The sequence below is a fragment of the Saccharopolyspora montiporae genome (genome assembly GCF_015209505.1).
Classification (GTDB): domain Bacteria; phylum Actinomycetota; class Actinomycetes; order Mycobacteriales; family Pseudonocardiaceae; genus Saccharopolyspora; species Saccharopolyspora montiporae.
On sequence record NZ_JADEYC010000032.1, the window covers coordinates 50,578 to 73,072 of the forward strand.

Here is a 22,495-nt window from a genome sequence, read left to right on the forward strand (position 1 = left end):
CTCCCGGATCGGCGCATCAGCAACCGCACGCGGCGGCCCCTGATGACTACCCGGGGGAGCGGGTGGTCACACCTGGCGGGCGGGCCGGGTCTCCGGCGCTCCTGCCCACACGAGCATCGCCAGCACCGCGGTCAGCCCGGTCACCCCGAACGCGGCGCCGTAGGACACCGAGTCGGCCAGCAGTCCGGCCACCAGCGGACCGAGGATCGCGCCCAGGTCGGAGGCCATCTGGAACGCCGCCAGCACCGGTCCGCCCTTGCCCTGCGAGCCGATCAGGTCGGCCACGGCCGCGTTCTGCGCCGGGTTGAGCATCCCGGCGCCCATCCCGGCCACGGCCGAGGCCACCAGGAACCAGCCGACCGATCCGGTGAACCCGAGCGAAGCGCTGCCCACCGCGGACACCAGCAGGCCGGTCAGCACCAGCGGTTTGCGGCCGATCCGGTCGGTGAGCCTGCCGGACACCAGCAGCACCAGCGCGTTGCCCGCCGCGAACACGGACAGCGCGGCGCCGGCCAGCGCTTGGTCCGCGCGCAGCACCTCGGCCACGAACAGCGGGACCAGCGCGATGCGCACCCCGTGCACCGCCCACCCGTTGGCGAAGTTGGACAGCATCGCCGCGCGGTAGGAGCGCATCCGCAGCGCCCCGGGCACGGTCAGCGCCGGGGCGGTGTCGTCGCGCTGCGGGGCGGCCAGCGTCGAGTTGCGCAGCAGGGCCCAGCCGACGAACGCCGCCACGAACAGCGCGGCCCCGTAGGTCAGGAACGGCACCCGCAGCCCGAGCCCGACCATGAGCCCGCCGATGATCGGCCCGGAGATGTTGCCCAGCAGGAAGCTCGTCGCCCACAGCCCGGACGCGCGCCCGCGCAGGTGCGGGGGAGCCAGCCGCACCAGCAGCGCCAGCGCGGAGACGGTGAACATCGTCGATCCGGTGCCGCCGAGGCCGCGGAAGATCAACAGCTGCCAGTAGGACCCGGCGAACGCGCACGCCGTGGTGCTGATGCCGACGATCGTGATGCCCCACACGTAGATCGGGCGTTCGCCGAACCAGGACACCAGCCGCCCGCTGACCGGGGCGAAGGCCAGGCGCATGAACGCGAACCCGCTGATGACCAGGGATGCCGCGGTGACGCCGACGTCGAAGCTGGCCGCGAAGGTGGGCAGCGCCGGTGCCACGATCCCCATGCCGACGGCGACGATGAAGCTGCCGATGACGAGGATCCAGATCTCCTTCGGCAGGGATCCGGTGCCCGACTCCGCCTCCGGCGCCATCGCCGACTGCTCCGACACCAGCTCCCCCTCGCCGCGTCCCCGACCTCACGGGGCAAACCGTTAGCGGGACTCAGCGAAGCACGCACTGGTTGACCGGTCAAACAGCGGCCGGGCGGGTGCGACCAGCGCCACTCCGGCCGCTTCAGATGACCTCGTCCAGCCTGCGCGCGTAGGCGGTGACGTCGTAAACCGCTTCGAATCCGCAGGATTCGGCGAACCGCTCGGCTGTGCCGCCCTGCTCGCCGTGCGAGGCGACGAGCATCGCGCCCCGCTCGCGCAGCTCGTCGACGGCTGCCGCGGCCAGCGCTCGGCCGATCCCCCTGCCGCGCCGCCCGGGCCGCACGATGAGCTGTTCGACGAGCCCGACGCCGCGTTCCACGAAGCCCTGCACGACCCCGGCCACCCGGTCGGCCTCGGGATCGTCGACCACCAGCAGCACGCAGCGCGGATCGTCCACCCGGTGCCCGAAGTTGCGCACCAGATCGCGTTCGCCCGCGGTCGGCAGGCCGGCTTCGTCGGCGACCAGTTCCACGACCGACGGCAGATCCGCCTCCGCTGCGGCCCGCACCTCGCCGCTCGCCGGGCGGTCGATCCGGTGCAGCAGCGCGACTTGCTCCTCCACCGCGCGCCAGCCCGCGTCGTCGGCGATGCCCTCGATCTCGGCGACGGTGGTGGGCGAGGCGTAGACGACGGCTTCGGCGCGGCCCGCCTCGGCGAACACGTCCTCCAGCGCGAGCAGCGTGGTGCCGACCTCGGCCAGCGTTCCCCACAGCGCGCACGCGTGGTTGGCGGTCGGCAGCGGATCGTCCGGGTTGAGCACGACGGTCGCCACACCCACCCGGGTGCGCGTCCCGTAGCGCACGGTGGCCGAGGCCAGGCGTGCGTTCTCCACCAGCCCGGCCAGATCGCGGGCTTGTCTCGGGTGCAGCAGGGCGTCGTCGTCCGGATCGTGCAGCGGGTCCACCCCGCCATTCTGGCGGTCCGGACCCGGTCCGCGGGCAGCGGCCGATCGGGCCCCGGGTGCAGGATGAACGCGTGACGACGCCCGCGGAACTGGCCGATGAGTTGCTGGCGGTCGTGTTGGACGCCGACCCGGTTGCCGGCACGCTGCGCGGCGACCACCGGCGCGACCACCGGCTGCCGGATCCGTCCGCGGGCACCGAGTGGGCGCTGCGCGAACGCGCCGAGCGGCTCCGCGTCCGGGCGCTGGCGGTGGACACCGAGCACGCCGGGCTGCAGGACCGGTTGACCGTCGCGGTGGTCGTGCAGCAGGCGCGCGCCTTGGTGGACCGCTTCGACGCGTTGGCGCCGGAGTACACGGTGATCGGCAACGTGTTCGCCCCGGTGCCGGGTCTGCTGTTCGACCTCGGCCGGATCGCACCGCAGGACGACGAGCAGGTGGCGGGCTGGCTCGCCCGGCTGCGCGGGTTCGGCTGGTTCACCGAGGCGACCGCGCGGCGGCACCGGGCGGGGATCGCGGTCGGTCGGGTTCCGGTGCGCCACCTGGTGGACGACGCGATCGAACACGTGGACCGCTACCTCGCCGACCCGGCCATCGATCCGCTGCTGGCGGTCCCGCTGCCGGCGGCGGTCGAGCAGCGGCGCCGGCAGCTGGTCGCCGAGGTGGTGCATCCGGCGCTGGCCCGGTACCGCGATGTGCTGCGCACCGAGATCGCGCCGGTGTCCCGACATCCGGAGCGAGCGGGTCTGTGCTGGCTGCCGGGCGGCGGCGACATCTACCGCGGGCTGATCCGCGCGCACCTCAACGACGATCGGGATCCCGCCGAGCTGCACGAGACCGGTCGGCAGCACTTGGCGCGGCTGCGCCCGGAGATCGTCCGGCTGGGCGGGGGTGAGCCCGCGGAGGTGTTCCGCAGGCTGCGCGACGATCCGGACTTGCGCTGGCGGGACGCCGACGAGCTGCTGGACACCACCCGCGCGGCCGTGCGGCGGGCGGCCGCGGCGGCGCCGGGCTGGTTCGGCGCGGTGCCCGAGGAGCCATGCGAGGTCCGGCCCGTCCCGCCCGCGGATGCGGTCAGCGCTCCGATCGGCTTCTACCTGGCACCGCCGGACGACGGTTCCCGGCCGGGCACGTATTTCGCCAACACGCACCGCGCCGAGCAGCGGCCGCGCTACACGGCCGAGGTGGTCGCCTTCCACGAGGCGCTGCCCGGCCACCACCTGCAGTTCGCCCGCGCGATGCAGGTGTCCGAGCTCCCGGCGCTGCGCAGGTTGCTGGGCTTCACCGCCTACACCGAGGGCTGGGGCCTGTACGCGGAACGGCTCGCCGACGAGATGGGCCTGTACTCGGACGAGGTGCAGCGGCTGGGCATGGTCGCGCAGGACGCGCTGCGCGGCGCGCGGCTGGTGGTGGACACCGGGCTGCACGAGATGGGCTGGAGCAGGCAGCGCGCGGTGGATTGCGTGCTGGAGAACACCGCCTTGCCGCCGATCGAAGCTGAGTCCGAAGTGGACAGATATATCGCCTTCCCGGCCCAGGCGTTGTCCTACCTGGCCGGCCGACGGGAACTGGACCGCATCCGCGCCACCGCGCAGCGCCGGATGGGCGAGCGGTTCGACATCGCCCGGTTCCACGACCTGGTTCTCGGCAACGGATCACTACCACTGTCCGCAGTGGACTCGCTCGTGCGGCACGAACTGGTCTGACCCGTTTTCCGGGAGGGCGGGCACTTCCTCATCGAGCGCTGCTCAACTGCGGTTCTGCCGAGGGGACGAACCTGGGTCAACCCGGGGGCGCGGTCGTTCCCGACGCGTGGTCGCAGTCGGGGCAGTGTTCCCAGCCGCCGGTGTCCGGGACCGCGTGCAGCGGGCCCCAGCCGAGGACGCCGCACACCCCGAGGACGAGGGTGCGGCCCTGGAGCGGGACGCGCGGTGCGTCGGCGGTGGCGCGGTGGATGACCTGTTCCCGCCAGGACAGCGCGAACAGCACTTCGGCCGGGGCGCCCGCGACGGCCGGCTCGGCGGGTTCGTCCGGCAGGACCGGGATCGCGTTGAGCTCGACCGGCGGGCCGTCCATCTCCTCGCGGGGCACCGCGGGTGCCGCGCTGACCGTCGCGCCGGACAACGCGCACACCAGGCACGGAGCGCCGGTGAACGCGTCGACGACCTCGACGTCTCCCGGAGCCACCTGCACGCCGCAGACCGCGGACCACGGTCCGTCGCCGGGGGTTTCCGGGAACGCGTGCACGGTGGGCGGTTCGCCGCGCCCGGTGCGCGGGCGCGCCAGCGTCAGCCGCATACCGGCCGCCACCGGCTCACGGGGGTGCCGACAGCCGGGTCCGCGGCGGTACGCCCCGGCGTCCCGGACGCCGACAGGTCTCGCCGGATACCGCGGGGGAGGGGACCGTCCGGCGATCCGGTGCCGGATGCCGCGATGTCGGGGTGCGGGCCCGCGTGGGCGCGCATCGCGGCTGCCGCGCGGCGCGCAGCGCGCTGCCTGCGCCGACTCGGCACCGGGGGTGTGCTGCGTCGGGCGTTGATGGCCTGGATCGCGACCGCGGTCCAGATCGCGAACGTGGTGGCGGTGAGCAGCAGCGCATCAAGCACGGTGAGCACCGGTCCGGGACGAGGCGCGCCGGATGTGGATGAGCTGGCGTGCGGCGGTTTTCGCGAGATTCGGGGGCACGGGTACCTGCCTGTTGCTGTGACGTGGTGGAGCGCTGCGCGTTCGGGGTCAGCAACGCTCAGTTGTTGACCACTTACCGCGAGCTACATTGTCATAGGCGCGCGCCTATGACAATGAATTCTGGGGAGCATGCGTGTTCAAGTGCGCTCGAACGGGTGGCGCTTGATCCTGTACGTGCTGATCACAACGAGGCTGGCCCGTGGCAGACTCGCCGACGCCCAAGACACGCACCGTTGCCGATGAGGAACCCACCGTGACCAAGTCGCCAGGACCGAGCGTCCGCCGCCGCCAACTCGGGGCCATGCTGCGGCAGATCCGGCAGAGCGCGGGCAAGAGTCGCGAGGAAGCCGCCGGGTGGTTGGAGATCACCGTGCAGACGCTGAGCAAGGTGGAATTGGGGCGGCAGGCGATCAAGGGTCCGCACGTCCGGTTGCTGTGCCAGCTGTACGGCACCGATGCCGGAACGATGGACAACATGCTGCGGCTCGCCCAGGAGGCGAATCAGCGCGGCTGGTGGACGAGCTACCGGGACACCGTTCCCGAATGGTTCCGCCAGTTCGTCGGTTTCGAGTGCGACGCGTCGACGCTGTGGGAGTACCAGGCCGAATTCGTTCCGGGCCTGCTGCAAACGCCCGCGTACGCCGAAGCGATCACCCGCGCAGCACGTCCGGACATCGGTGACACCGAGCTGGCGCGTGTCGTGCAGGTGCGCCGAGAGCGCCAAGAACAGTTCAACGCCGGAGACCCTGCCGAGCTGAACGCCTTCCTCAACGAGGCGATCCTTCGTCGCGTGGTCGGCAGCGCGGAAACGATGCGGGAGCAGTTGGACCACCTCAGCGCCGCCTCGAAGTGGGATCATGTGTCGCTGCGCGTCGTTCCGTTCTCGGCCGGGGCGCACGCGGCGATGGCGGCATCGTTCGTCCTGATGCAGTTCCCCGAGGAAGAGGCTCCGGCCTTCGCCTACCTGGAGAACGACCGAGGTGCGGTGTACCAGGAAGATCCTGGCGACGTGGAGCGCTATACCGTCATGATCGAGCAGCTCGACGGGCTGGCAGCGAGTGCGGACGACTCTCGGGTCATGCTCGACAAAGCTGCACGGTCACAGCAAGCGTGAAACGAGCACAACGAAGGGGGCCACGATGCCCAGCACCCCCGCATTCGGACAGTGGCGCAAGTCCAGCCGCAGCAACGGCCAAGGCGGTCAGTGCGTCGAGGTCGGCTTCACCGCCGATGGCGCGCTGGCCGGTATCCGGGACACGAAGGAGGCCGGCGACCCGGACCGCGGCACGCTCGCGGTGTCGCGGTCGTCGTTCAGGTCGTTCCTGGACGCGGTCCGGCGCGGCGACGTCGCCCGCTGATCTGCCGGGACCGCCCGAAAAGTGCCCCCGGGTTCCGCGAAGGTCGTTCCGCGGAGCCCGGGGCGTGCTGCTGGTGGGGTCGATGAGATTCGAACTCACACTGCCTAGGACCTAAACCTAGTGCCTCTGCCGATTGGGCTACGACCCCGCGAGGCGGACGAGCGCCCCGCGCCGACAGCGTATCGATCGGGACCGCCCGGGCGGCATCCGCACCGCCGGGCGCGACACGGCGAACCGCCGCTGCGACCCCGCCCGCCCGGTGCTCTACGGTTGTCGGCAGCCAGGTGAACGTGAGGAGGACACGTGGCACGTGATCCCGACGCCATTGAGCGCGATATCGAGCAGGCGCGCACCGCGCTGGCTTCCACGCTGGACGAGCTCAGCGTCAAGGCGCACCCCCAGCGGTTCGTCGAGCAGGGCAAGGCGAGCGTGCAGGACAAGCTCAACGACCCCCGGGTGCGCTACGCGCTGATCGGGGTCGGTGCGCTGGTCACCGTGGTGGTCGTGCGCAAGCTGTTCCGCTGAGACCGCCCGCGGCCTCCGGGTGCTGCCCGGAGGCCGCGGCCGCTCACCCCGGCTCGACCTCGACCTCGTCGCCCTCGGTCACCTCGCCGGCCCGCGTGACGCGCACGATCACGCCGAACTTGTTCTCGTGCTCGTCGATCAGGTGCTTCTGCAACTGCGGCCACCGCTGGCCGCCGAACGCGTCCCAACTGGGCACCGCGCACCGGATGCACGGGCCCGCGTGTTCGCCGACCACCTCGAACCGGACCGCACCGGCCCGCAGCACGGTCCCCGGCTCCCACCGCTCCTCGGCGAAGGCCGGCAACCCGGTGCGCAGGTGCAGATTCGTGCGGAACCGGGCCAGATCCACCTCCGCGCCCAGCTCGGCGCCCAGCGCGCGCAGCGACTCCTCGAAGGTGACCAGCACCGTCGGCCCGCGGTCCTGCTGCCCGTCCGCGGTACGCAGGCTCAACGGGATCTCCAGCGACTCCGCCAGCACCGCGGGCAGCTGCGGATCCCGCCACGGCAGCTCCGCACCCGCCGGCGAACGCAGCACCGGCGGCGCGTCCGGATCCGGATCGTCCCCGCAGGACGCCGACCAGCTCAGCATGTCGGGGTTCTGCCGGACGGTCAGCACGTTCCCGCTGCGTTCCGGCCGGCCGTCCAGCAGCACGTGTGCGCGGTCCCCGGCCATGCCGCGCTCGTCGAACCGCGCGGCGCGCACCCGCTGCCCGCGCAGCGACTTCACCGGCCACCTGTGCAGACTCGCCACATTCCCGAGCATCGCGGCCTCCGGACCTGGGGGAGTGCTTTGGAACCCGGCGGTGCGGGCTGCGTGCCGGGTGGGAGCGGCTGCCGCCGCTTGGGAAACGACCCTAGCCCGCTGCGCTGCGCCGCGGTATCCGCCGGTGCGGGTTCAGGCACCCAGCAGCGGCAGCAGGCCCTCGTTGAGCAGCCGGTCCACGAATCCGGTGTCCAGCGGATCGTCGGTGAGCATCAGCCGGTAGATCAGCCCCGCACCGGCCAGCTCCACCACGGTGTCGATCGGCACGTCTGCGCGGATCTCGCCGCGCGCGATACCGCGCTCGATGATCCGGCGCAGCATGTCGCGCTGCGGCAGCAGGAACGACTCGCGGAAGGACGCCGCCAGCTCCGGTTCGTGCGGCAGCTCACCCACCAGCGCCTGCGCCGCCTTGCCCACCGGTCCGGTCAGGAACGTCGCGAACGAGCGCAGGAACTCGCCGAGATCGAGCCGGACCGACCCGTTGTCCGGTTCGACGATGCTGCGCTGCACCAGCTCGTTGCAGGTGTCGATCACCAGGTCGAGCTTGGAGTCCCAGCGGCGGTAGATCGTGGCCTTGCCGGCCCGAGCGTGCGCGGCGACGGCATCCATCGTCAGCGCGCGGTAGCCCACGTCGGCCAGCACTTCCATCGCGGCTTCGCGCAGCGCGGCGTCCCGGCTCGCGTCCCGCGGCCTTCCCCGGCCCGCTCCTGTCGACTGGCCCGGTTCGACGCTGGTCACCGGCGACTCCTCCCCGCGCGCACCGCCCATCGGCACCTCCACGCGGACATCCTATGAACAGCGGGCGGCCCCGGCTCGCCGCCGGGCGTCACTGCGGCGCGGCCGGTCCCCCCGCGGCGGCGGCACCCGTGGCGGCCGCGGCGGCCTGCGCGGTGGCCTCGTCGGACAGTCCGTGCCGGGCCTGCAGGTAGGCGGTGGTGAAGGCGAAACCGTCCCCGTCGAGCAGGTGGATCACCACCCGCCCCACCGCGCTCGGTGCGAGCTCCTCGATCAGCTGTTCCGCCTTGTCCCGGGCCGCGATCAGGCCGGGCGCGCGCTCGGTGCGCGCATCGGTGTCCGATGTCACGGTGATCAGCCAGTCCTCACCGTCGGGCACGTAGTTCGCGGTGATGTGTCCGCTAGCCATTAACTGCCTCCGCCTCCGGCATGCTCGGCGATCGTGCGACGCCTGCGATCGTGGTGCGACGCGGCATCCGATGCGCAACGGTTGCGGGCCGGTCAGCCCATACGTGGCCGCCGACTCTACGGGGTGACCTCGTCGAGGTCTCCCGGCTGGTCAACATCGAATCCTTCCGATACATCATCGCAGCCGACCAGGGTGACCTCGCGCTCGCGCAGGTACCCGCGGGCGCCCGCGTCCCCGGTCGCCGCCGCGCGCACGCCCGGCCAGTGCCGGGCGCCCAGCAGCACCGGATGCCCGCGCATCCCCGCGTACGAGGCCGCGGCCAGCGAGTCCGGCCCCGCGTGCGCGCGCAACCGGCGCACTGCCGCCGACGTCACACCCGGCATGTCCACCGGCAGCACCACCGCGGCCGCGCACGAGGTCTCGGCCAGCCGGTCCAGCCCGGCGCGCAGCGAGGAACCCATCCCGCTCGGCCACAGCCGGTTGTGCACGATCACGGCGCCGGGCAGCTGCGCGCGGTCGAGCACCTCGTCCGCCGACGCGCCGAGCACCACCGCGACGGGTGCGCAGCCGCCGTCGGCCAGCACGGCCAGCGCGCGGTCCACCAGCAGCGATCCGCGGTGCTCGACCAGGGCCTTGGGCATGCCGAACCGCCTGCCCGCGCCTGCGGCGAGCACGATCCCCGCGACCTCGGTCCGCACGATGCCTCCCACCGCCGAACCTACCCGCCGCGAGCGCGGGATCAGTAGTCGATGCGGTCCGGTTTGGCCGACCACGCCGCGAACGGTGCGGTGCGGTCCGGCGTGACCACCTGGTGCTGCGGGGCGGGCGCCGGGGCGTCCGGATCGCGGAACGCCTCGTGGAAGGCGCGGTCGTCGAACCCGGCGGCCGCGGCGTCGTGCCGGTCGGCGCCGTAGAGCACCCGGTCCAACCGCGCCCACATGGCCGCGGCCCGGCACATCGGGCACGGTTCGCACGAGCTCACCAGCACCGCCCCGGCCAGCTCGAACTCGCCGAGCTCGCGGCAAGCGGCCCGGATCGCGGACACCTCGGCGTGCGCGGTGGGATCGGTATCCAAGGTGACCCGGTTGATGCCGGTGGCCACGACCTCGTCCCCGCGCACCACCAGCGCAGCGAACGGTCCGCCGCCCTCGGCGACGCTCTTCTCGGCGAGGCGAACGGCCAGCCGCATGAATTCCTGCTCCTGCTGCACGGCGCTCCTAGTGTTGTTCATTTCCCAAGCGGCGGCAGCCGCTTCCACGGGGCACGCACCCTGCACCGCCGCGGGTCACCTCGCCTCGGGAGGACAGCTCCAGCGCGATGTCTCGACATACCTGAGTCGGCGCTCCCGGACCGAGCCGGCGCCCGAGGTTCCGCTACCCGCATCGCTGCGCAAGTCCTGGGGAAACGTCTCCTATCGCGATGTGTTCGGGGGCCACCGGGGTGTGCGCCAATTCCAGCCCGGTGGCCTGCCGGATGGCGGACACCACGGCGGGCGTCGTGGAGATCGTGGGCGGTTCGCCGACTCCGCGCACGCCGTACGGCGCGTTCGGATCGGCGCGCTCCAGCAGGTCGATCTCCACCGGCGGCATGTCCAGGATCGTCGGGATGAGGTAGTCGGTGAACGACGGATTGCGGATCATTCCGCCGCTGACCTGCACCTCCTCCATCACGGCCAGGCCGAGGCCCTGCGCCGAACCGCCCTGCACCTGCCCGCGCACCGAGTCCGGGTTGATCGCCTTGCCCACGTCCTGCGCGCAGGCCAGCTGCACCACCTTGACCAGCCCGAGCTCGGTGTCCACGTCCACCACGGCGCGGTGCGCGGAGAACGCGTGCTGCACCTGCACCCGCTCGCTGCGGCCGTCCTCGTCCATCGGGAAGGTGGGGCGGTGGTGGTAGCGCCGGGTGCGCTCGATCACCTCGTCGCCGAGCACCTCGGCGAGCTCGCCCAGCACACCGCCGCCGTCGCTGACCAGCTTGCCGCCCTCCAGCGACAGCCCCTCCGCCGGGACGTCGAACAGCTCCCCGGCCCGCTCGAACAGCGCCTCGCGCACCGCTTGGCACGCCAGCTGCACCGCACCGCCGGTGACGTAGGTCTGCCGCGAGGCCGAACTTGACCCGGCCGGACCCACGCTCGTGTCGTTCGGGTGCACCGCGACCCGCTGCACGCCGAGCTCGCTGCGCGCGATCTGCTGCTGCACCGTCACCACGCCCTGGCCGACCTCGGCAGCCGCGGTGTGCACGAGGGCGGCGGGCTCGCCACCGACCACCTGCAGGCCGACCCGCGCGGTGGAGAAGTCGTCGGCGCCCTCGGCGTAGCAGATGTTCTTGATGGTCACGCCGTACCCGACGCCGCGCACCACGCCTTCGCCGTGCGTGGTGTTCGACGCCCCGCCCGGCAGTTCGCGCACGTCCACCGGGCCGCCGCTCCGGTGCGGGGCGCTGCGCTCGTCCGGCATCGGCAGATCGCGCACCCGCTGCAGCAGTTCGGCCACCGGCGCCGGGTAGTCCAGCCGCTGCCCGGTGGGGATGGTGCCGCCCTGCGCGATCGCGTTGCGCACCCGAAGCTCCACCGGATCCAGCTGCAGCGCGGCGGCGAGCTTGTCCATCTGCGACTCGTAGGCGAATGTCGGCTGCACCGCGCCGAGTCCGCGCATCGCTCCGCACGGCGGGTTGTTCGTGTACAGGCCCCAGCCCTCGACCTGCACGTTCGGCACCTCGTAGGGCCCCACGCCGAGCGTCGTGCCGTTGCCGACCACGACCGGTGTCTTGGACGCGTAAGCCCCGCCGTCGAAGTACTGCCGCGCCTTGACGTAGACCAGCCGGCCGTCGCGGGTGGCGCCGTGCTCGTAGTACATCGTGGCCGGATGCCGGTGCACGTGGCCGTAGAACGACTCCTCGCGGCCGTAGACCATCTTCACCGGCCGCCCGGTGCGCAGCGCCAGCATGCACACGTGCACCTGGATCGACAGGTCCTCGCGGCCGCCGAACGCACCGCCCACTCCGGACATCGTCATCCGCACCAGCTCCGGGTCCAGCCCCAGCGAGGCCGCGGTCTGCGCCCGGTCGCTGTGCAGGTCCTGGGTCGCCAGGTACAGGTCCACGCCGCCGTCCTCGGCCGGGATCGCCAACCCGGACTCCGGGCCGAGGAACGCCTGGTCCTGCATGCCCACGGTGTACGTGCCGGACACCACCACGTCCGCGGCCGCGTCCGGATCGCCGCGCACCACGCGCTGGTGGCGCACCACGTTGCCGTCCGGGTGCAGCCGCGGCAGCGACTCGTCGTGCGCGGCGCGCTGCGGATCGGTCACCGGTTCCAGCACCGCGTAGTCGACCTCGATGCGGTCGGCGGCGCGCCGCGCCGTCTCCGGGTGGTCGGCGGCCACCAGCGCCACCGGTTCGCCGCGGAAGCGCACCAGGTCCTCGGCCAGCACCGGCTGGTCGACGTGCTTGAGCCCGTACCGGTTGCGGCCGGGCACGTCCTCGTGCGTGAGCACCGCGTGCACGCCCGGGACCTGCAGCGCCGCCGTGATGTCGATACCGCGGATCCGCGCGTGCGGGTGCGGGCTGCGCAGCGTCGCGCCCCACAGCATGTCCTCCGCCCACAGGTCCGAGGAGTAGGCGAACTCCCCGCGCACCTTGAGCACCCCGTCCGGGCGCAGCGCCGATGCGCCGATCCCGCCGGTGGCGGTGTCCGCCAGCTCGCGCGGCGTGCTCATGCCGGCACCTCCCCGTCCTGCCCGGCCGCGAGGTGCACCGCGTCCACGATCTTCTGGTAGCCGGTGCAGCGGCACAGGTTCCCGGCCAGCGCCTCGCGGATCTCCGCGTCGTTCGGCGCCGGGTTGTGCCGCAGCAGGTCATGCGTCTGCACGATCAGCCCCGGGGTGCAGAAGCCGCACTGCACCGCACCGGTCCGCACGAACGCCTCCTGCACCGGGTCGAGCTGCTCGCCGTCGGCGATGCCCTCCACGGTGCGGACCCGCCTGCCCTCGGCCTGCCCCGCGGCCACCAGGCAGGAGCAGACCGGCACGTCGTCCAGGTAGACCGTGCACGAACCGCATTCGCCCTGCTCACAGGCGTTCTTCGAGCCCGGCAGGCCGAGGCGTTCGCGCAGCACGTGCAGCAGGCTCTCGGCTTCCCACACGTCGTCGGCCTCGCGCTGCTGGCCGTTCACGGTGCATGTCAGGCGCATTCCGGCCTCCCGGATGAGTGGTCGTGCCAGACCCGCTGCAGGGTCCGACGGGCGAGCACGGACAGCGCGTGCCTGCGGTAGGCGGCGCTGCCCCGGACGTCGTCGACGGGATCGGCCGCGGCGGCGACCAGCTCACCGAACCGGGACACCAGCGCATCCGGCAGCGCGCCGCGCCCGTCCCAGTCGAGCTCCTCGCCCAGCAGCCGTTCGGCGTCCCGGGCCCGGCGCGGCGTGGGTGCGGCCGAGCCGATGCCGGTGCCGACCTCGCGCCGCGCGGGATGCAGGCTGATCGCGAAGGAGCACACCGCGATCACCATCGCGTTGCGGGTGCCGACCTTGGCGAACTGCTCCGGACCGGTCGCCGGGGTGCAGTGCACGGCGGCGATCAGCTCGTCCGCGGCGAGCGCGTTGCGCTTGACCCCGGTGCAGAACTCGTCCGCGGGGATCGTGCGCGCACCGCGCACCGACGCCACCTCCACCTGCGCGCCGCCGGCCAGCAGCGGCGGGAGGGCATCGCCTGCGGGGGAGGCCGAGGCCAGGTTGCCGCCGACCGTGCCCCGGTTGCGGATCTGCGGTGAGCCGACGGTGCGCGAGGCCGCCGCCAGCCCGGGCAGCTCGCCGCCCAGCTCGTCGATCAGCCGGGCGTAGGGCAGTCCGGCACCGATGCGCAGCTGCTCGGGCGCGCGGGACCACTCGGCCAGTTCCGGCACCCGGGTCAGGTCCAGGATCGCGTCCGGCCGCCGGTGCCCGAAGTTGAGCTCGACCAGCAGATCGGTGCCGCCCGCGACGGGCACCGCCTCCGGGTGGTCGGCCTTGGCGCGCAGGGCTTCGCCCCACGACGCCGGGCGGAGGAATTCCACGGGCCGGTCTCCTGTCCGCATCGGTGTCGCCAACCCGTTCAGCACACCACCGGGATACGGCGCTGACCAGCGGTGGAAACACCGAAAAACCTCTCGGGCGAAGGCACCCGATTAGGATGTTCCTACGAACGGCCACGATCACCGGCGATCCGCGTCCGGAGAGGAGGCTGCTGTGCTGCTCGCGGACCTGCTGGGCGACACCTCCCTCGGCCTGCGCCTGCTGACCGGTCGCGAGGCGCTGGACCGGCCGGTGCGCGGGGTGTACATCACCGACCTGCCCGATCCGCGCCGCTACCTCTCCGGCGGGGAGCTCGTGCTCAGCGGACTCGTGTGGCACGGCGGTGCGCAGGACTCGGACGGTTTCGCCGCCGCGCTGGCCGACGCCGGGGTGGCCGGCCTGGCCTGCGGCACCGCCCGGCTCGGCAAGACCCCGCGCGACCTGGTGCGCGCTTGCGCGGCACACGGCATCCCGGCGTTCGAGGTTCCGCTGTCGGTGAGCTTCTCCACGCTGGCCGACCGGGTGCAGCGCCCGGTCCCGCGGCACGACCTGGTGGCCGCGGTCGCCGCCGGGGCCTCCCCGGACCGCGTGCTGGCCCTGGCCGCCGAACGGTTGGCCGCGGACTGCTGGATCGTCTCCGCAGCGGGCTGGACCGTGGCGGGTACCGCCGAGCTGACCGCCGCCGAGCACCGCGCCGTGCGCGACGCGGCCGCGGGTCGGCTGCCGCGTCGGGTGAGCGGGGACCTCGCGGTCTGGCCGGTCGACGCGGGTCCCGGCCCCCGCGCGTCCCGCTGGCTGGTGGTGATCCGCGGCACCTCCGACGCCGCCGAGCACGAGGGAGTGGCCGGAGAGCTGGGCACGGTGGCCGCGCTGGTGCGGGCGCGGGTCGACGAGGCGCGCCGGATCGCGGGCCGCTCGGCGGAAGCGGCCATGCGTGGGCTGCTGGACGGCACGTCGAGCGGCACGGACGCCGTGGCCCGGCTGGAGGCCGCGGGGCTGCCGCCGGGTGAACCGCTGCGCGTGGTGGCGCTGCGCTCCGGTGCGGCGGGGGAGTCGGCTGCGCTGCTGGCCGAGCTCGCCGCCGCGAGCGGCCTGGCCGCGGTGACCGCCCCGCTCGGCGACGCCGCCGCCGCGCTGTTCGCCGACGACCGAGACCACCTGCTCCGGCTGGAGGACCGGTTGCGCGCACTGGCCGCCGACGCCGGCTCGGCCGACGAACCGGTCGCCGCCGGGATCAGCGACATCACCGGTATCGGCGGCCTGCGCGCCGCGCTGGAGGAGGCCGTGCACGCGCGCAGGCTGGCCGAACGAGCACCCGGAGCGGTCCGCATCGCCGGCGCGGCCGAACTCGCCACGCACGACGTGCTGCTGGCCTCCGTTCCGGCCGAGCTCCGCCGCTCCTACCGGGACCGGCTGCTGGCCGAGCTGCTCGCCTACGACGCCGCGCACGGTTCGGACCTGACCGGGACGTTGCGCGCCTTCCTGGAGTCCTCCGGGTCGTGGACGCAGTGCGCGCAGCGGCTGCACCTGCACGTGAACACGTTGCGCTACCGCATCCGCCGCGTCGAGGAGCTCACCGGGCGGGACCTGGGCCACTTCCCGACCCGGGTCGACTTCTTCCTCGCGCTGCGCGCGGAGGCGCCCGGTGGCCCGGAGCCGATCTCCGAACGCGCGTAGCCCCGTGGGGGTGCTCACACCCGGCCCGTCGTCCCCGGTCGCCGGGGGCAGGTGGTTCGAAATCCGCTCGCGGGCGCGGTACCGTGCTTGGTCGCAGTCGCGCACTGCCCGGGGCGCTCGCCCGTTCACAGTTCGTCGATCAGTTCGCCGCGAGTTGGAGGTACCGGGATTGACCGATCTGTCCGCCACCACCGGAGTGACGGACCGTCCGAGCGGCACCACACGATCAGCCGGACCGGACCCGGTGCGGCGCTTCCTCGACGAGCACGCTCCGCAGACGCCGTGCCTCGTGGTCGATCTGGCGACGGTGCGCAGCCGCTACCGGCAGCTGCGGGCAGCGCTCCCGGACGCGAGGATCTGCTACGCGGTCAAGGCCAATCCCGCTCCCGAGGTCGTCGGCGAACTCGTCGCCCTCGGTTCCGCGTTCGACGTCGCCAGTCCCGGTGAGATCGATCTGTGCCTGGCCGAGGGCGCCGATCCCGCGTCGATCTCCTACGGCAACACGATCAAGAAACCGCGCGACATCGCCCGCGCGCATGAGCAGGGCGTGCGGCTGTTCGCCACGGACAGCGCCGCCGATCTCGCCGCCATCGCGGAATGCGCTCCCGGTGCCGCGGTGTTCTGCCGGGTGCTCGTGGACAACGAGGGATCGCGCACCCCGTTCGGCCGCAAGTTCGGCTGCGCGCCGGAAAGCGCGGCCCAGCTTCTGGTCCGCGCCCGGGAACTGGGCCTGGATCCGTACGGGGTGTCGTTCCACATCGGTTCGCAGCAGCTCGATCCGAATGCCTGGGAACATGGCATTGCCGCAGCCGGGCGGGTTTTCGCCGACTGCGCCCGCGCAGGCGCGCCACTGCGGATGGTCGACCTGGGCGGCGGGCTGCCCGCGGCCTACACCGAGGACACGCCGCGCACCGAGGATTACGTGCTGGCCATCGAGCGGGCGCTGCAGCGCGAGTTCGGCGCGGACCGCCCGGAACTGCTGATCGAACCCGGTCGCTACATCGCCGGGGACGCCGGGGTACTGCGTAGCGAAGTCGTCCTCGTCAGCGAAGCCGGTGACGGGGCGGGGCGCTGGGTGTACCTCGACATCGGCCGGTACAACGGCCTCGCCGAGACCGAGGGCGAGGCCATCGCGTACCGGTTGCGGACCGCGCGGGACGACGATCCCACCGGTCCGGTCGTCATCGCGGGCCCGACCTGCGACGGGGACGACGTCCTCTACCAGCGGACCCGGTACGAGCTGCCGGTGACGCTGCGATCCGGTGACTGGGTGGACCTGCTCAGCGCCGGGGCCTACACGGCCAGCTACAGCTCGGTGGGCTTCAACGGCTTCACGCCGCTGCCCACCTACTGCGTCGACGGCGAACAGCGGTGAAACACCGCGGCCCCGTCGGCCGACCAAGTCTGTGCCCATTCACGATCATGCGAAACGATGGGAGGTCGATAGATGTCCGTTGACACCGGGACGCCGCCGGTGGGCTTGTTCACCGGCCAGCACGTCCTTGCCGAACTGGAGGGTGTGGCTCCGGAACTGCTCGACGACGAGCAGTTCCTGCGGGACACGATGCACGGCGCGCTGAGCGAATCGCGTGCCACCGTGTGCCAGATGATCGCCGAGCGGTTCGAGCCGCAAGGTGTCACAGTGCTGGCGCTGCTGTCCGAATCGCACGCTTCGATGCACACGTACCCGGAGGACGGCTCGATCTTCATCGACGTCTTCACCTGTGGGCACACCGCGCAGCCGGAACGAGCGGTCGAACTGATCGCGCAGGCGCTGAAACCGAGCACCGTGAACACGCAGACCGTGCAGCGCGGCCGGGATTTCGCCGCGGTGGCGTCGTGACAACGCCCTACCGGGCAACGGATTTCAAGGAGGGCAGGCGTTGATCGAACTCGACGGGCACCGCTGGATCAAGGAGCCGCTGGGCGCCGACATGCAACGCCTGTGGCGGGTCGACGAGGTGCTGTGGGAAGGCGACACCGCCTACCAGCACATGGTGATCGGCCGCACGGGACAGGGCATTTCGCTGTTCTGCGACGACGATCGGCAGAGCACCGAGTACTCCCAACTCGTCTACCACGAGGCGATGATGGTGCCGGCGTTCCTGCTCGCGGACAAGATCGAGCGCGTGCTGATCATCGGCTCCAGTGAGGGCGTGGCCAGCCAGATGTCGGTGCAGGCCGGGGCGAGCCTCGTCGACCACGTCGACATCGACGAGGAGTGCGTGCGCCGGTGCGCCGAACTCCTGCCGTACGGCTACGACCAGGACGAACTCGCCGCGGCCGAACGCGGGGACGGCCCGGTCCGGATGCACTTCGCGGACGGCTGGTCCTTCCTGGAGCAGGCTCCGCCGGAAGGCTACGACGTCGTGGTCGTGGACCTGCCGGACGAGCGCGCCGACGAATCGGACGGGCAGCACAACCGCCTCTACGGCGAGCAGTTCCTGCTCCGGGCGCAGACCGTGCTGTCCCCGGGCGGAGTCGTCGCGGTGCAGGCGGGCAGCCCGACCCTGTGGCGCAACGAGACCCTGGTCCGCGCGCACAACCGCTTCCAGAAGCTGTTCGACACCGTGGCCTACTTCGGCTCCGACGAGCACGAGTGGGCCTTCCTGTTCGGGCGGGTAGAACAACTCGACGACTCGACGAACGTGCTGCTGGAGAACTTCTCGAAGGCTCGGTACCAGCCGGCCACCATCGACGAGGCCAGCATCATCGGCTGCACGGTCGCGCCCTTTTCGGTGCGCAACCAGAGCTGAGCCGCGGCGGGTGCGGGGCGCTCTGGCGGCCAGGACGCCCCGCACCCCCGGTCAGCTCAGGTAGGGGTGATGCCCCACCGGTCCGCCGCGGGGGCGGAACCACTGCTCGAACGCCAACCCGCGCTCGCGCAGACCGTCCTCCACCTCGTCCGCGTGCGCGATCGGGACGAGCTGGTCCTGGCCGCCCAGGGCGAAATCCACCGCGTAGAGTTCCTCGCTCGGCACGGCGGCGAAGGCCTGTTCGCTGAACTGCGCGAACACCGCCTCGCTGGTGGCCCAGTCCATGAGCTCCGCGGCTTCCAGCACCACCCGCGCCTCGTTGACGATCAGCCGCAGCGCCAGCGATTCGGCCACCGTGCGCGGGCCCTGCCACTCCGGTGCGGTCAGCTGCGCGGCCACCGCGGCCGAGGACAGCAGGAACGACCGCGCGAAGTGCGAGTCGTACCGGTGCGCGTAGCAGGGCGGCAGCTCCTCCAGCACGAGGAGGCCGACCGCATCGGCCACCGTCGCGTTGTTCACCGCCAGCGCCAGTTCGTCGTAGAAGAGCTCGTCGGTGACCACCCGGATGCCGTGGATCAGCGAACCTGCCGCGATCCGGCCTGCCGACCGGACCGGTGCCGGGCCGAAGGCGTCCGGGGAGAACGCGCGCAGCTGCTCGGAGAGCTCGACCAGCCGGGTGCGCCAGTGCTCCACGTCCATCGCCGGCTCGGGGACGCTGGTGTCCAGCGCCTCCTCGACCGCGGCCTCCAGTTCGGTGTCCGCGTCCCCGTTCTCCGCGGCCGCCAACCGTTGGTTGAACTCGTCCTCGGTGAGGCGCACTTCGGAGTGGGCCACCGACCAGTCGGCCAGGACGTCGCTCTCGCCGATCAGCTCGTGCAGCACCGAGGCCGCGGCTTCCTCGGCCGCGGCCAGGGCTGGGGCGTCCAGGGCCAGCAGCACGTTCGCACCGGTGTGGTGCACCGTGATGCGGTAATCGAGCACGTCGATGTCGGCATCGCCCGGGCCCGACACGCCCTCGACCATCGCGAGGTAGCGGTCCAGGACCGCCGCGATCCCCTCCTGCTGCAGCGGATCGAGCCGGTCCACTCCGGCCGGCGGTTCGAGATCCGCTGTCACCGCGTAGTCCACCGCGTTTCGCTCCTCCTCGACGGTTGCCCGGCATCGTACGTCGCGTTCCGGCGGGCGACCCGCCCGCGCCCTGGTCGGTACCGGGATCGGCCATCATGGCCGGTGTGACGACGACGGTGACGGTATTCGGCAGTTGCAACATGGACCTGGTGGCCTACGTGCCCACCGCTCCGGGGCGCGGGGAGACCGTGCTCGGCAGGGAATTCCGCACCGCTCCCGGCGGCAAGGGCGCCAACCAGGCGGTCGCGGCCGCGAAAGCGGGGGCGCGGACGCGGATGATCGGCGCGGTCGGCGACGACGAGTTCGGCGACCGGATCACCCGCAACCTGCGGGAGTCCACTGTAGATGTCGCGGGGATGCGGGTGGTGCCCGGAGCCAGCGGGACCGCGCACATCGTGGTCGACGACGCCGGGGCGAATTCGATCGTGGTGGTGCCCGGTGCGAACGCCGCCCTCGACGACCTGGCCGACGGCGACGATCGGGTGCTCGACGAGTCGGACTGCCTGCTGCTGCAGCTGGAGATCCCGCTGCCCGGGGTGGCGGCCGCGGCCCGCGCGGCGCGGCGCCGCGGTGCGCGGGTGGTGCTCACGCCCGCTCCGGCTGCCGAGCTGCCCGCCGAGCTGCTCGCCGACGTCGATCTGCTCGTGCCCAACGAGCACGAAGCGGCGGTGCTGACCGGGTCCGCGGAACCGCGCGAAGCGTTGCGCGGCTTGCTGGAGCTGGTCGGCGAAGCGGTGATCACCCGCGGATCGGCGGGATCGGTCTACGGCAACCGCGACGGGGATGTCGTCGAGGTCCCGGCGTTCCCGGTGCCGGCGGTGGACACGACCGCGGCCGGGGACACCTTCGCCGGCGTGCTGGCCACCGAGCTCGGTGCGGGGAGCCCGGTCGAGCGGGCGATGCGCCGAGCGGCAGCTGCCTCGGCGTTGTCCGTGCAGCGCAACGGGGCCACTGCGGCGATGCCCGAGCGGGCCGAGGTGGACCGGTTCCTGTCCGAGCGGTGACGCGCACCGTCCGGCGGTCCCGGTTCCTCGGCGCGGACGGCCGCCATGCGCGCACGATCCGGCGGGCCTCGCGATCAGGGCGGCTCCCTGGATTCACCGGTGCCCGTGGATCACCGGTGTCCCGGGATCATTGGGCGTTGTCGTACGCCTCGACGACCTCGGCGGGAATGCGCCCCCGGTCGGAAACCTGCATTCCCTGGTTGCGCGCCCATTCGCGGATGGCCTGGTTCCGCTCCCGGTCGGCGGTGTTCGGTGCCGCGGCCTTGTTCTGCTTGTTCTGCTTGTTCTGCTTGACCGCCTTACCCTGCTTGCCCTTGGCGCGCTTGCGGCCGCCGGCGCGGCGTGCGCTCTCCACGTAGGACGCCAGCGATTCACGCAAGGACTCGGCGTTGTCCTCGGACAGGTCGATGGTGTACTCGACCCCGTCGAGCGCGAACTCCACGGTCGTGTCCGCCGTCGAACCGTCGACATCGTCCACGAGCTGAACGGTGACTTTCTGCGCCACGATAACCCTCGATTCCCGATCGTAGTTCCCGCACTTCGGGGTGCAGGTGGAGCGGGCGAACAATAATAGATGGCCGGGACGCCATTCCACCCGAGGATACTGCTTTCCCGGGTGTGTCCCAGGTAACTTTTCGAATGCTCCCGGCTCGGCTACTGTCGGGGAGGGGAGGAGCGCGCGGCGTGGCCACCGATCGCCTGCAGATGACCCGCACGGCGGTTATCGGCCCGCTGCAGTGCTGTTCTATGGTGAAGGGCGAGACAGCGGCGGGGGCCCGTGCTACAACGTGACCCGGGGGCCGCAGTTGCTCTCGCCTGCAGGTGTCGCGAATAGAGGCGGGGCACGTTCCCGAGACAGGTGATCATGGCCGAGCGGATTCAGGTCGAACTCGTCGACGACATCGACGGGTCGCCAGCCAAACACACCGTCACCTTCGCGTTGGACGGCGTGTCGTACGAAATCGACCTGAATGACGGCCACGCGAAAGAACTGCGGTCGGTGCTCGACGGCTACATCGCCAAGGCGCGTTCACCGAAGCCGGCACCGGACCGGACCAAGCGCCAGCAGGAGCGCGAGGACGAGACCAACCGCCGGGCGAACAAGCAGCTCACCGAACAGATCCGGGGAGCGGCTCAGCGCAGTCGCGAGCAGCTGCACCGGCAGAAGAGCCCGGACGCGGCCGACGACGCGCAGGAACAGGAGTCCGAGGCGGCCGCCCCGGCTGCCGACGAGGCCGCGGTGTCCGGTTCCCGGCCCACGGGGTCCCGGTCCGCCGACGAGTCCCGTCCTGCGGAGTCCCAGGTAACTGAGGCGCCCGATGCCGCGGAGCGCCCGGAGCAGCAGGACGAGGACGACGCCGCCGTTCCGGCGGTCGCGCTGCCGCTTTTCTCCTCCGCCACAGACTGATCCCGAGCGCGCCGGACGTCCTCGCGCGTGGAAAAGCCGGTCAGTCCTCGGCGCGATGCCTGCGCGAGCGCCCGGCCGTCCGGCCACCCTTCTTCGTCTTCGAGTCCGCCTTGGTCTTGGTGCTCTGCTCGGCCCGCTCGGTGAGAGCCGCGGCGAATTCCGGAGGCGAACTGGTTCCCCAGTTGGTGTCCTCCGGGTCGATCAGGTTCTTGCGCAGTTCGCTGTAGATGGGTGTCGAATCCACCGCTTACCCCCGTTCCGAAGATCCACCGGGAGGTTACCCGCGTACGCCGCCCGATTCCGGGCAGCGAGCGAGGACCACACGAACGTGATCCCCCTGGGGTCTTGCCGTGCCCGGGTCACGTCGTGGCCGAAGACCCGTCGAATACGTGCTGACCTGCGCGGACGTCGTTAAGAGGGGGGTGGTGTTCAGCCGGTTTTCACCGGTGTGTAGATTACTTCAAGTCAGCGCGGCACGGACCGGTGAAGACCGGGACGAGCGAGGACGACCCCCTCGGTGAGAGCGGGGCGCAGTATTTGATAACTTCGAGCTTGTCGGGATGCTGACCGACTCGCGGGCTGCTTTTCAGCGGTGCGCACCGGTCGTGTTCGGTGGTTTAGTTCGGCGGGGTTGATACCGACCCCCCCGGTTTGACCCCGGAAAACACGATGGTTTAGAGTAATCAGCAACGCGATGAGCGGAGCAAATCACCTGAGCCGGACGGAAGTCCGGTTGGTGTGTTCTTTGAGAACTCAACAGCGAACTGTCT

Annotated in this window: 24 protein-coding genes and 1 tRNA gene; 10 read left to right on the forward strand and 15 right to left on the reverse strand. The window is 72.0% G+C overall.

Annotated elements, in window-relative coordinates; translation table 11 throughout:
- Positions 1-66: 66 nt before the first annotated feature.
- Together IQ251_RS16790 and IQ251_RS16795 are read right to left on the reverse strand one after the other, a co-directional pair.
- The gene (locus tag IQ251_RS16790) at positions 67-1,269 is read right to left on the reverse strand and encodes an MFS transporter (protein ID WP_193929580.1); all 1,203 of its coding nucleotides are present in this window, start codon (positions 1,267-1,269) and stop codon (positions 67-69) included.
- A 142-nt stretch (positions 1,270-1,411) separates the two neighbouring features.
- Positions 1,412-2,233 (reverse strand): GNAT family N-acetyltransferase, encoded by an 822-nt coding sequence (locus IQ251_RS16795; protein WP_193929555.1) that lies wholly within the window; start codon positions 2,231-2,233, stop codon positions 1,412-1,414.
- 71 nt (positions 2,234-2,304) lie between these two features.
- Between IQ251_RS16795 and IQ251_RS16800 the strand changes: the two genes are divergently transcribed.
- Positions 2,305-3,936, forward strand: coding sequence for a DUF885 domain-containing protein (locus tag IQ251_RS16800; protein WP_193929556.1), 1,632 nt, complete (start codon positions 2,305-2,307; stop codon positions 3,934-3,936).
- 76 nt (positions 3,937-4,012) lie between these two features.
- Here IQ251_RS16800 and IQ251_RS16805 read toward each other — a convergent pair whose 3' ends face one another.
- A complete protein-coding gene (locus IQ251_RS16805) occupies positions 4,013-4,528 on the reverse strand; it encodes a hypothetical protein (RefSeq protein WP_193929557.1) in 516 nt (171 codons plus the stop codon).
- Between the two features lie 688 nt (positions 4,529-5,216).
- Here IQ251_RS16805 and IQ251_RS16810 point away from each other — a divergent pair.
- Positions 5,217-6,029 (forward strand): helix-turn-helix domain-containing protein, encoded by an 813-nt coding sequence (locus IQ251_RS16810; RefSeq protein ID WP_193929558.1) that lies wholly within the window; start codon positions 5,217-5,219, stop codon positions 6,027-6,029.
- A gap of 25 nt (positions 6,030-6,054) precedes the next feature.
- Positions 6,055-6,273 carry a DUF397 domain-containing protein gene (locus tag IQ251_RS16815; RefSeq protein ID WP_193929559.1) on the forward strand — a complete coding sequence of 73 codons (219 nt, stop codon included), beginning with the start codon at positions 6,055-6,057 and terminating at the stop codon, positions 6,271-6,273.
- Positions 6,274-6,344: 71 nt separating this feature from the next.
- Here IQ251_RS16815 and IQ251_RS16820 read toward each other — a convergent pair.
- Positions 6,345-6,421, reverse strand: a tRNA-Leu gene (locus IQ251_RS16820).
- A 155-nt stretch (positions 6,422-6,576) separates the two neighbouring features.
- Between IQ251_RS16820 and IQ251_RS16825 the strand changes: the two genes are divergently transcribed.
- Positions 6,577-6,798, forward strand: a complete 222-nt coding sequence (locus IQ251_RS16825; protein ID WP_193929560.1) for a DUF3618 domain-containing protein — start codon at positions 6,577-6,579, stop codon at positions 6,796-6,798.
- A gap of 43 nt (positions 6,799-6,841) precedes the next feature.
- On the opposite strand, the gene IQ251_RS16830 is transcribed toward IQ251_RS16825, so the two are convergent.
- The 8 genes from IQ251_RS16830 to IQ251_RS16865 all read right to left on the reverse strand — a co-directional run bounded on the left by IQ251_RS16830 (position 6,842) and on the right by IQ251_RS16865 (position 13,754).
- Positions 6,842-7,549: an MOSC domain-containing protein gene (locus IQ251_RS16830; protein WP_370591464.1), complete on the reverse strand. Its 708-nt coding sequence runs from the start codon at positions 7,547-7,549 to the stop codon at positions 6,842-6,844.
- A gap of 144 nt (positions 7,550-7,693) precedes the next feature.
- Entirely contained in the window at positions 7,694-8,341 is a 648-nt protein-coding gene (locus tag IQ251_RS16835; RefSeq protein WP_370591465.1) for a TetR/AcrR family transcriptional regulator, read from the reverse strand.
- Positions 8,342-8,387: 46 nt separating this feature from the next.
- Positions 8,388-8,705, reverse strand: a complete 318-nt coding sequence (locus tag IQ251_RS16840; RefSeq protein ID WP_193929562.1) for a hypothetical protein — start codon at positions 8,703-8,705, stop codon at positions 8,388-8,390.
- Between the two features lie 116 nt (positions 8,706-8,821).
- Positions 8,822-9,415: a nucleotidyltransferase family protein gene (locus tag IQ251_RS16845; RefSeq protein ID WP_370591466.1), complete on the reverse strand. Its 594-nt coding sequence runs from the start codon at positions 9,413-9,415 to the stop codon at positions 8,822-8,824.
- A 29-nt stretch (positions 9,416-9,444) separates the two neighbouring features.
- A complete protein-coding gene (locus tag IQ251_RS16850; RefSeq protein ID WP_193929563.1) occupies positions 9,445-9,936 on the reverse strand; it encodes a nucleoside deaminase in 492 nt (163 codons plus the stop codon).
- Positions 9,937-10,078: 142 nt separating this feature from the next.
- Positions 10,079-12,421 carry a xanthine dehydrogenase subunit D gene (gene pucD, locus IQ251_RS16855; protein ID WP_193929564.1) on the reverse strand — a complete coding sequence of 781 codons (2,343 nt, stop codon included), beginning with the start codon at positions 12,419-12,421 and terminating at the stop codon, positions 10,079-10,081.
- On the reverse strand, positions 12,418-12,894 hold the full coding sequence (locus tag IQ251_RS16860; RefSeq protein ID WP_193929565.1) for a (2Fe-2S)-binding protein: 477 nt from the start codon (positions 12,892-12,894) through the stop codon (positions 12,418-12,420). The genes pucD and IQ251_RS16860 overlap by 4 nt, the downstream gene beginning before the upstream one ends.
- Complete coding sequence (locus tag IQ251_RS16865) at positions 12,885-13,754, reverse strand: FAD binding domain-containing protein (RefSeq protein WP_193929566.1); 870 nt, start codon at positions 13,752-13,754, stop codon at positions 12,885-12,887. Before IQ251_RS16865 ends, IQ251_RS16860 begins: the two co-directional genes overlap by 10 nt.
- Before the next feature lie 172 nt (positions 13,755-13,926).
- On the opposite strand from IQ251_RS16865, the gene IQ251_RS16870 reads away from it, so the two are divergent.
- The 4 genes from IQ251_RS16870 to IQ251_RS16885 all read left to right on the forward strand — a co-directional run bounded on the left by IQ251_RS16870 (position 13,927) and on the right by IQ251_RS16885 (position 18,185).
- A complete protein-coding gene (locus IQ251_RS16870; RefSeq protein ID WP_193929567.1) occupies positions 13,927-15,429 on the forward strand; it encodes a PucR family transcriptional regulator in 1,503 nt (500 codons plus the stop codon).
- 169 nt (positions 15,430-15,598) lie between these two features.
- Positions 15,599-16,804 (forward strand): type III PLP-dependent enzyme, encoded by a 1,206-nt coding sequence (locus tag IQ251_RS16875; RefSeq protein ID WP_193929568.1) that lies wholly within the window; start codon positions 15,599-15,601, stop codon positions 16,802-16,804.
- A 72-nt stretch (positions 16,805-16,876) separates the two neighbouring features.
- Positions 16,877-17,272 (forward strand): adenosylmethionine decarboxylase, encoded by a 396-nt coding sequence (gene speD, locus IQ251_RS16880; RefSeq protein WP_193929569.1) that lies wholly within the window; start codon positions 16,877-16,879, stop codon positions 17,270-17,272.
- A 40-nt stretch (positions 17,273-17,312) separates the two neighbouring features.
- Positions 17,313-18,185 (forward strand): spermidine synthase, encoded by an 873-nt coding sequence (locus tag IQ251_RS16885; RefSeq protein ID WP_228047249.1) that lies wholly within the window; start codon positions 17,313-17,315, stop codon positions 18,183-18,185.
- Positions 18,186-18,236: 51 nt separating this feature from the next.
- Here IQ251_RS16885 and IQ251_RS16890 read toward each other — a convergent pair whose 3' ends face one another.
- The gene (locus tag IQ251_RS16890) at positions 18,237-19,313 is read right to left on the reverse strand and encodes a hypothetical protein (protein WP_193929570.1); all 1,077 of its coding nucleotides are present in this window, start codon (positions 19,311-19,313) and stop codon (positions 18,237-18,239) included.
- 104 nt (positions 19,314-19,417) lie between these two features.
- Between IQ251_RS16890 and rbsK the strand changes: the two genes are divergently transcribed.
- Positions 19,418-20,317 (forward strand): ribokinase, encoded by a 900-nt coding sequence (rbsK, locus tag IQ251_RS16895; RefSeq protein ID WP_370591467.1) that lies wholly within the window; start codon positions 19,418-19,420, stop codon positions 20,315-20,317.
- Between the two features lie 127 nt (positions 20,318-20,444).
- Here rbsK and IQ251_RS16900 read toward each other — a convergent pair whose 3' ends face one another.
- Positions 20,445-20,822 (reverse strand): histone-like nucleoid-structuring protein Lsr2, encoded by a 378-nt coding sequence (locus tag IQ251_RS16900; protein ID WP_193929572.1) that lies wholly within the window; start codon positions 20,820-20,822, stop codon positions 20,445-20,447.
- A gap of 360 nt (positions 20,823-21,182) precedes the next feature.
- Between IQ251_RS16900 and IQ251_RS16905 the strand changes: the two genes are divergently transcribed.
- The gene (locus IQ251_RS16905; RefSeq protein WP_193929573.1) at positions 21,183-21,725 is read left to right on the forward strand and encodes a histone-like nucleoid-structuring protein Lsr2; all 543 of its coding nucleotides are present in this window, start codon (positions 21,183-21,185) and stop codon (positions 21,723-21,725) included.
- A gap of 40 nt (positions 21,726-21,765) precedes the next feature.
- Here IQ251_RS16905 and IQ251_RS16910 read toward each other — a convergent pair whose 3' ends face one another.
- Positions 21,766-21,969: a hypothetical protein gene (locus tag IQ251_RS16910; protein WP_193929574.1), complete on the reverse strand. Its 204-nt coding sequence runs from the start codon at positions 21,967-21,969 to the stop codon at positions 21,766-21,768.
- Positions 21,970-22,495 lie beyond the last annotated feature (526 nt).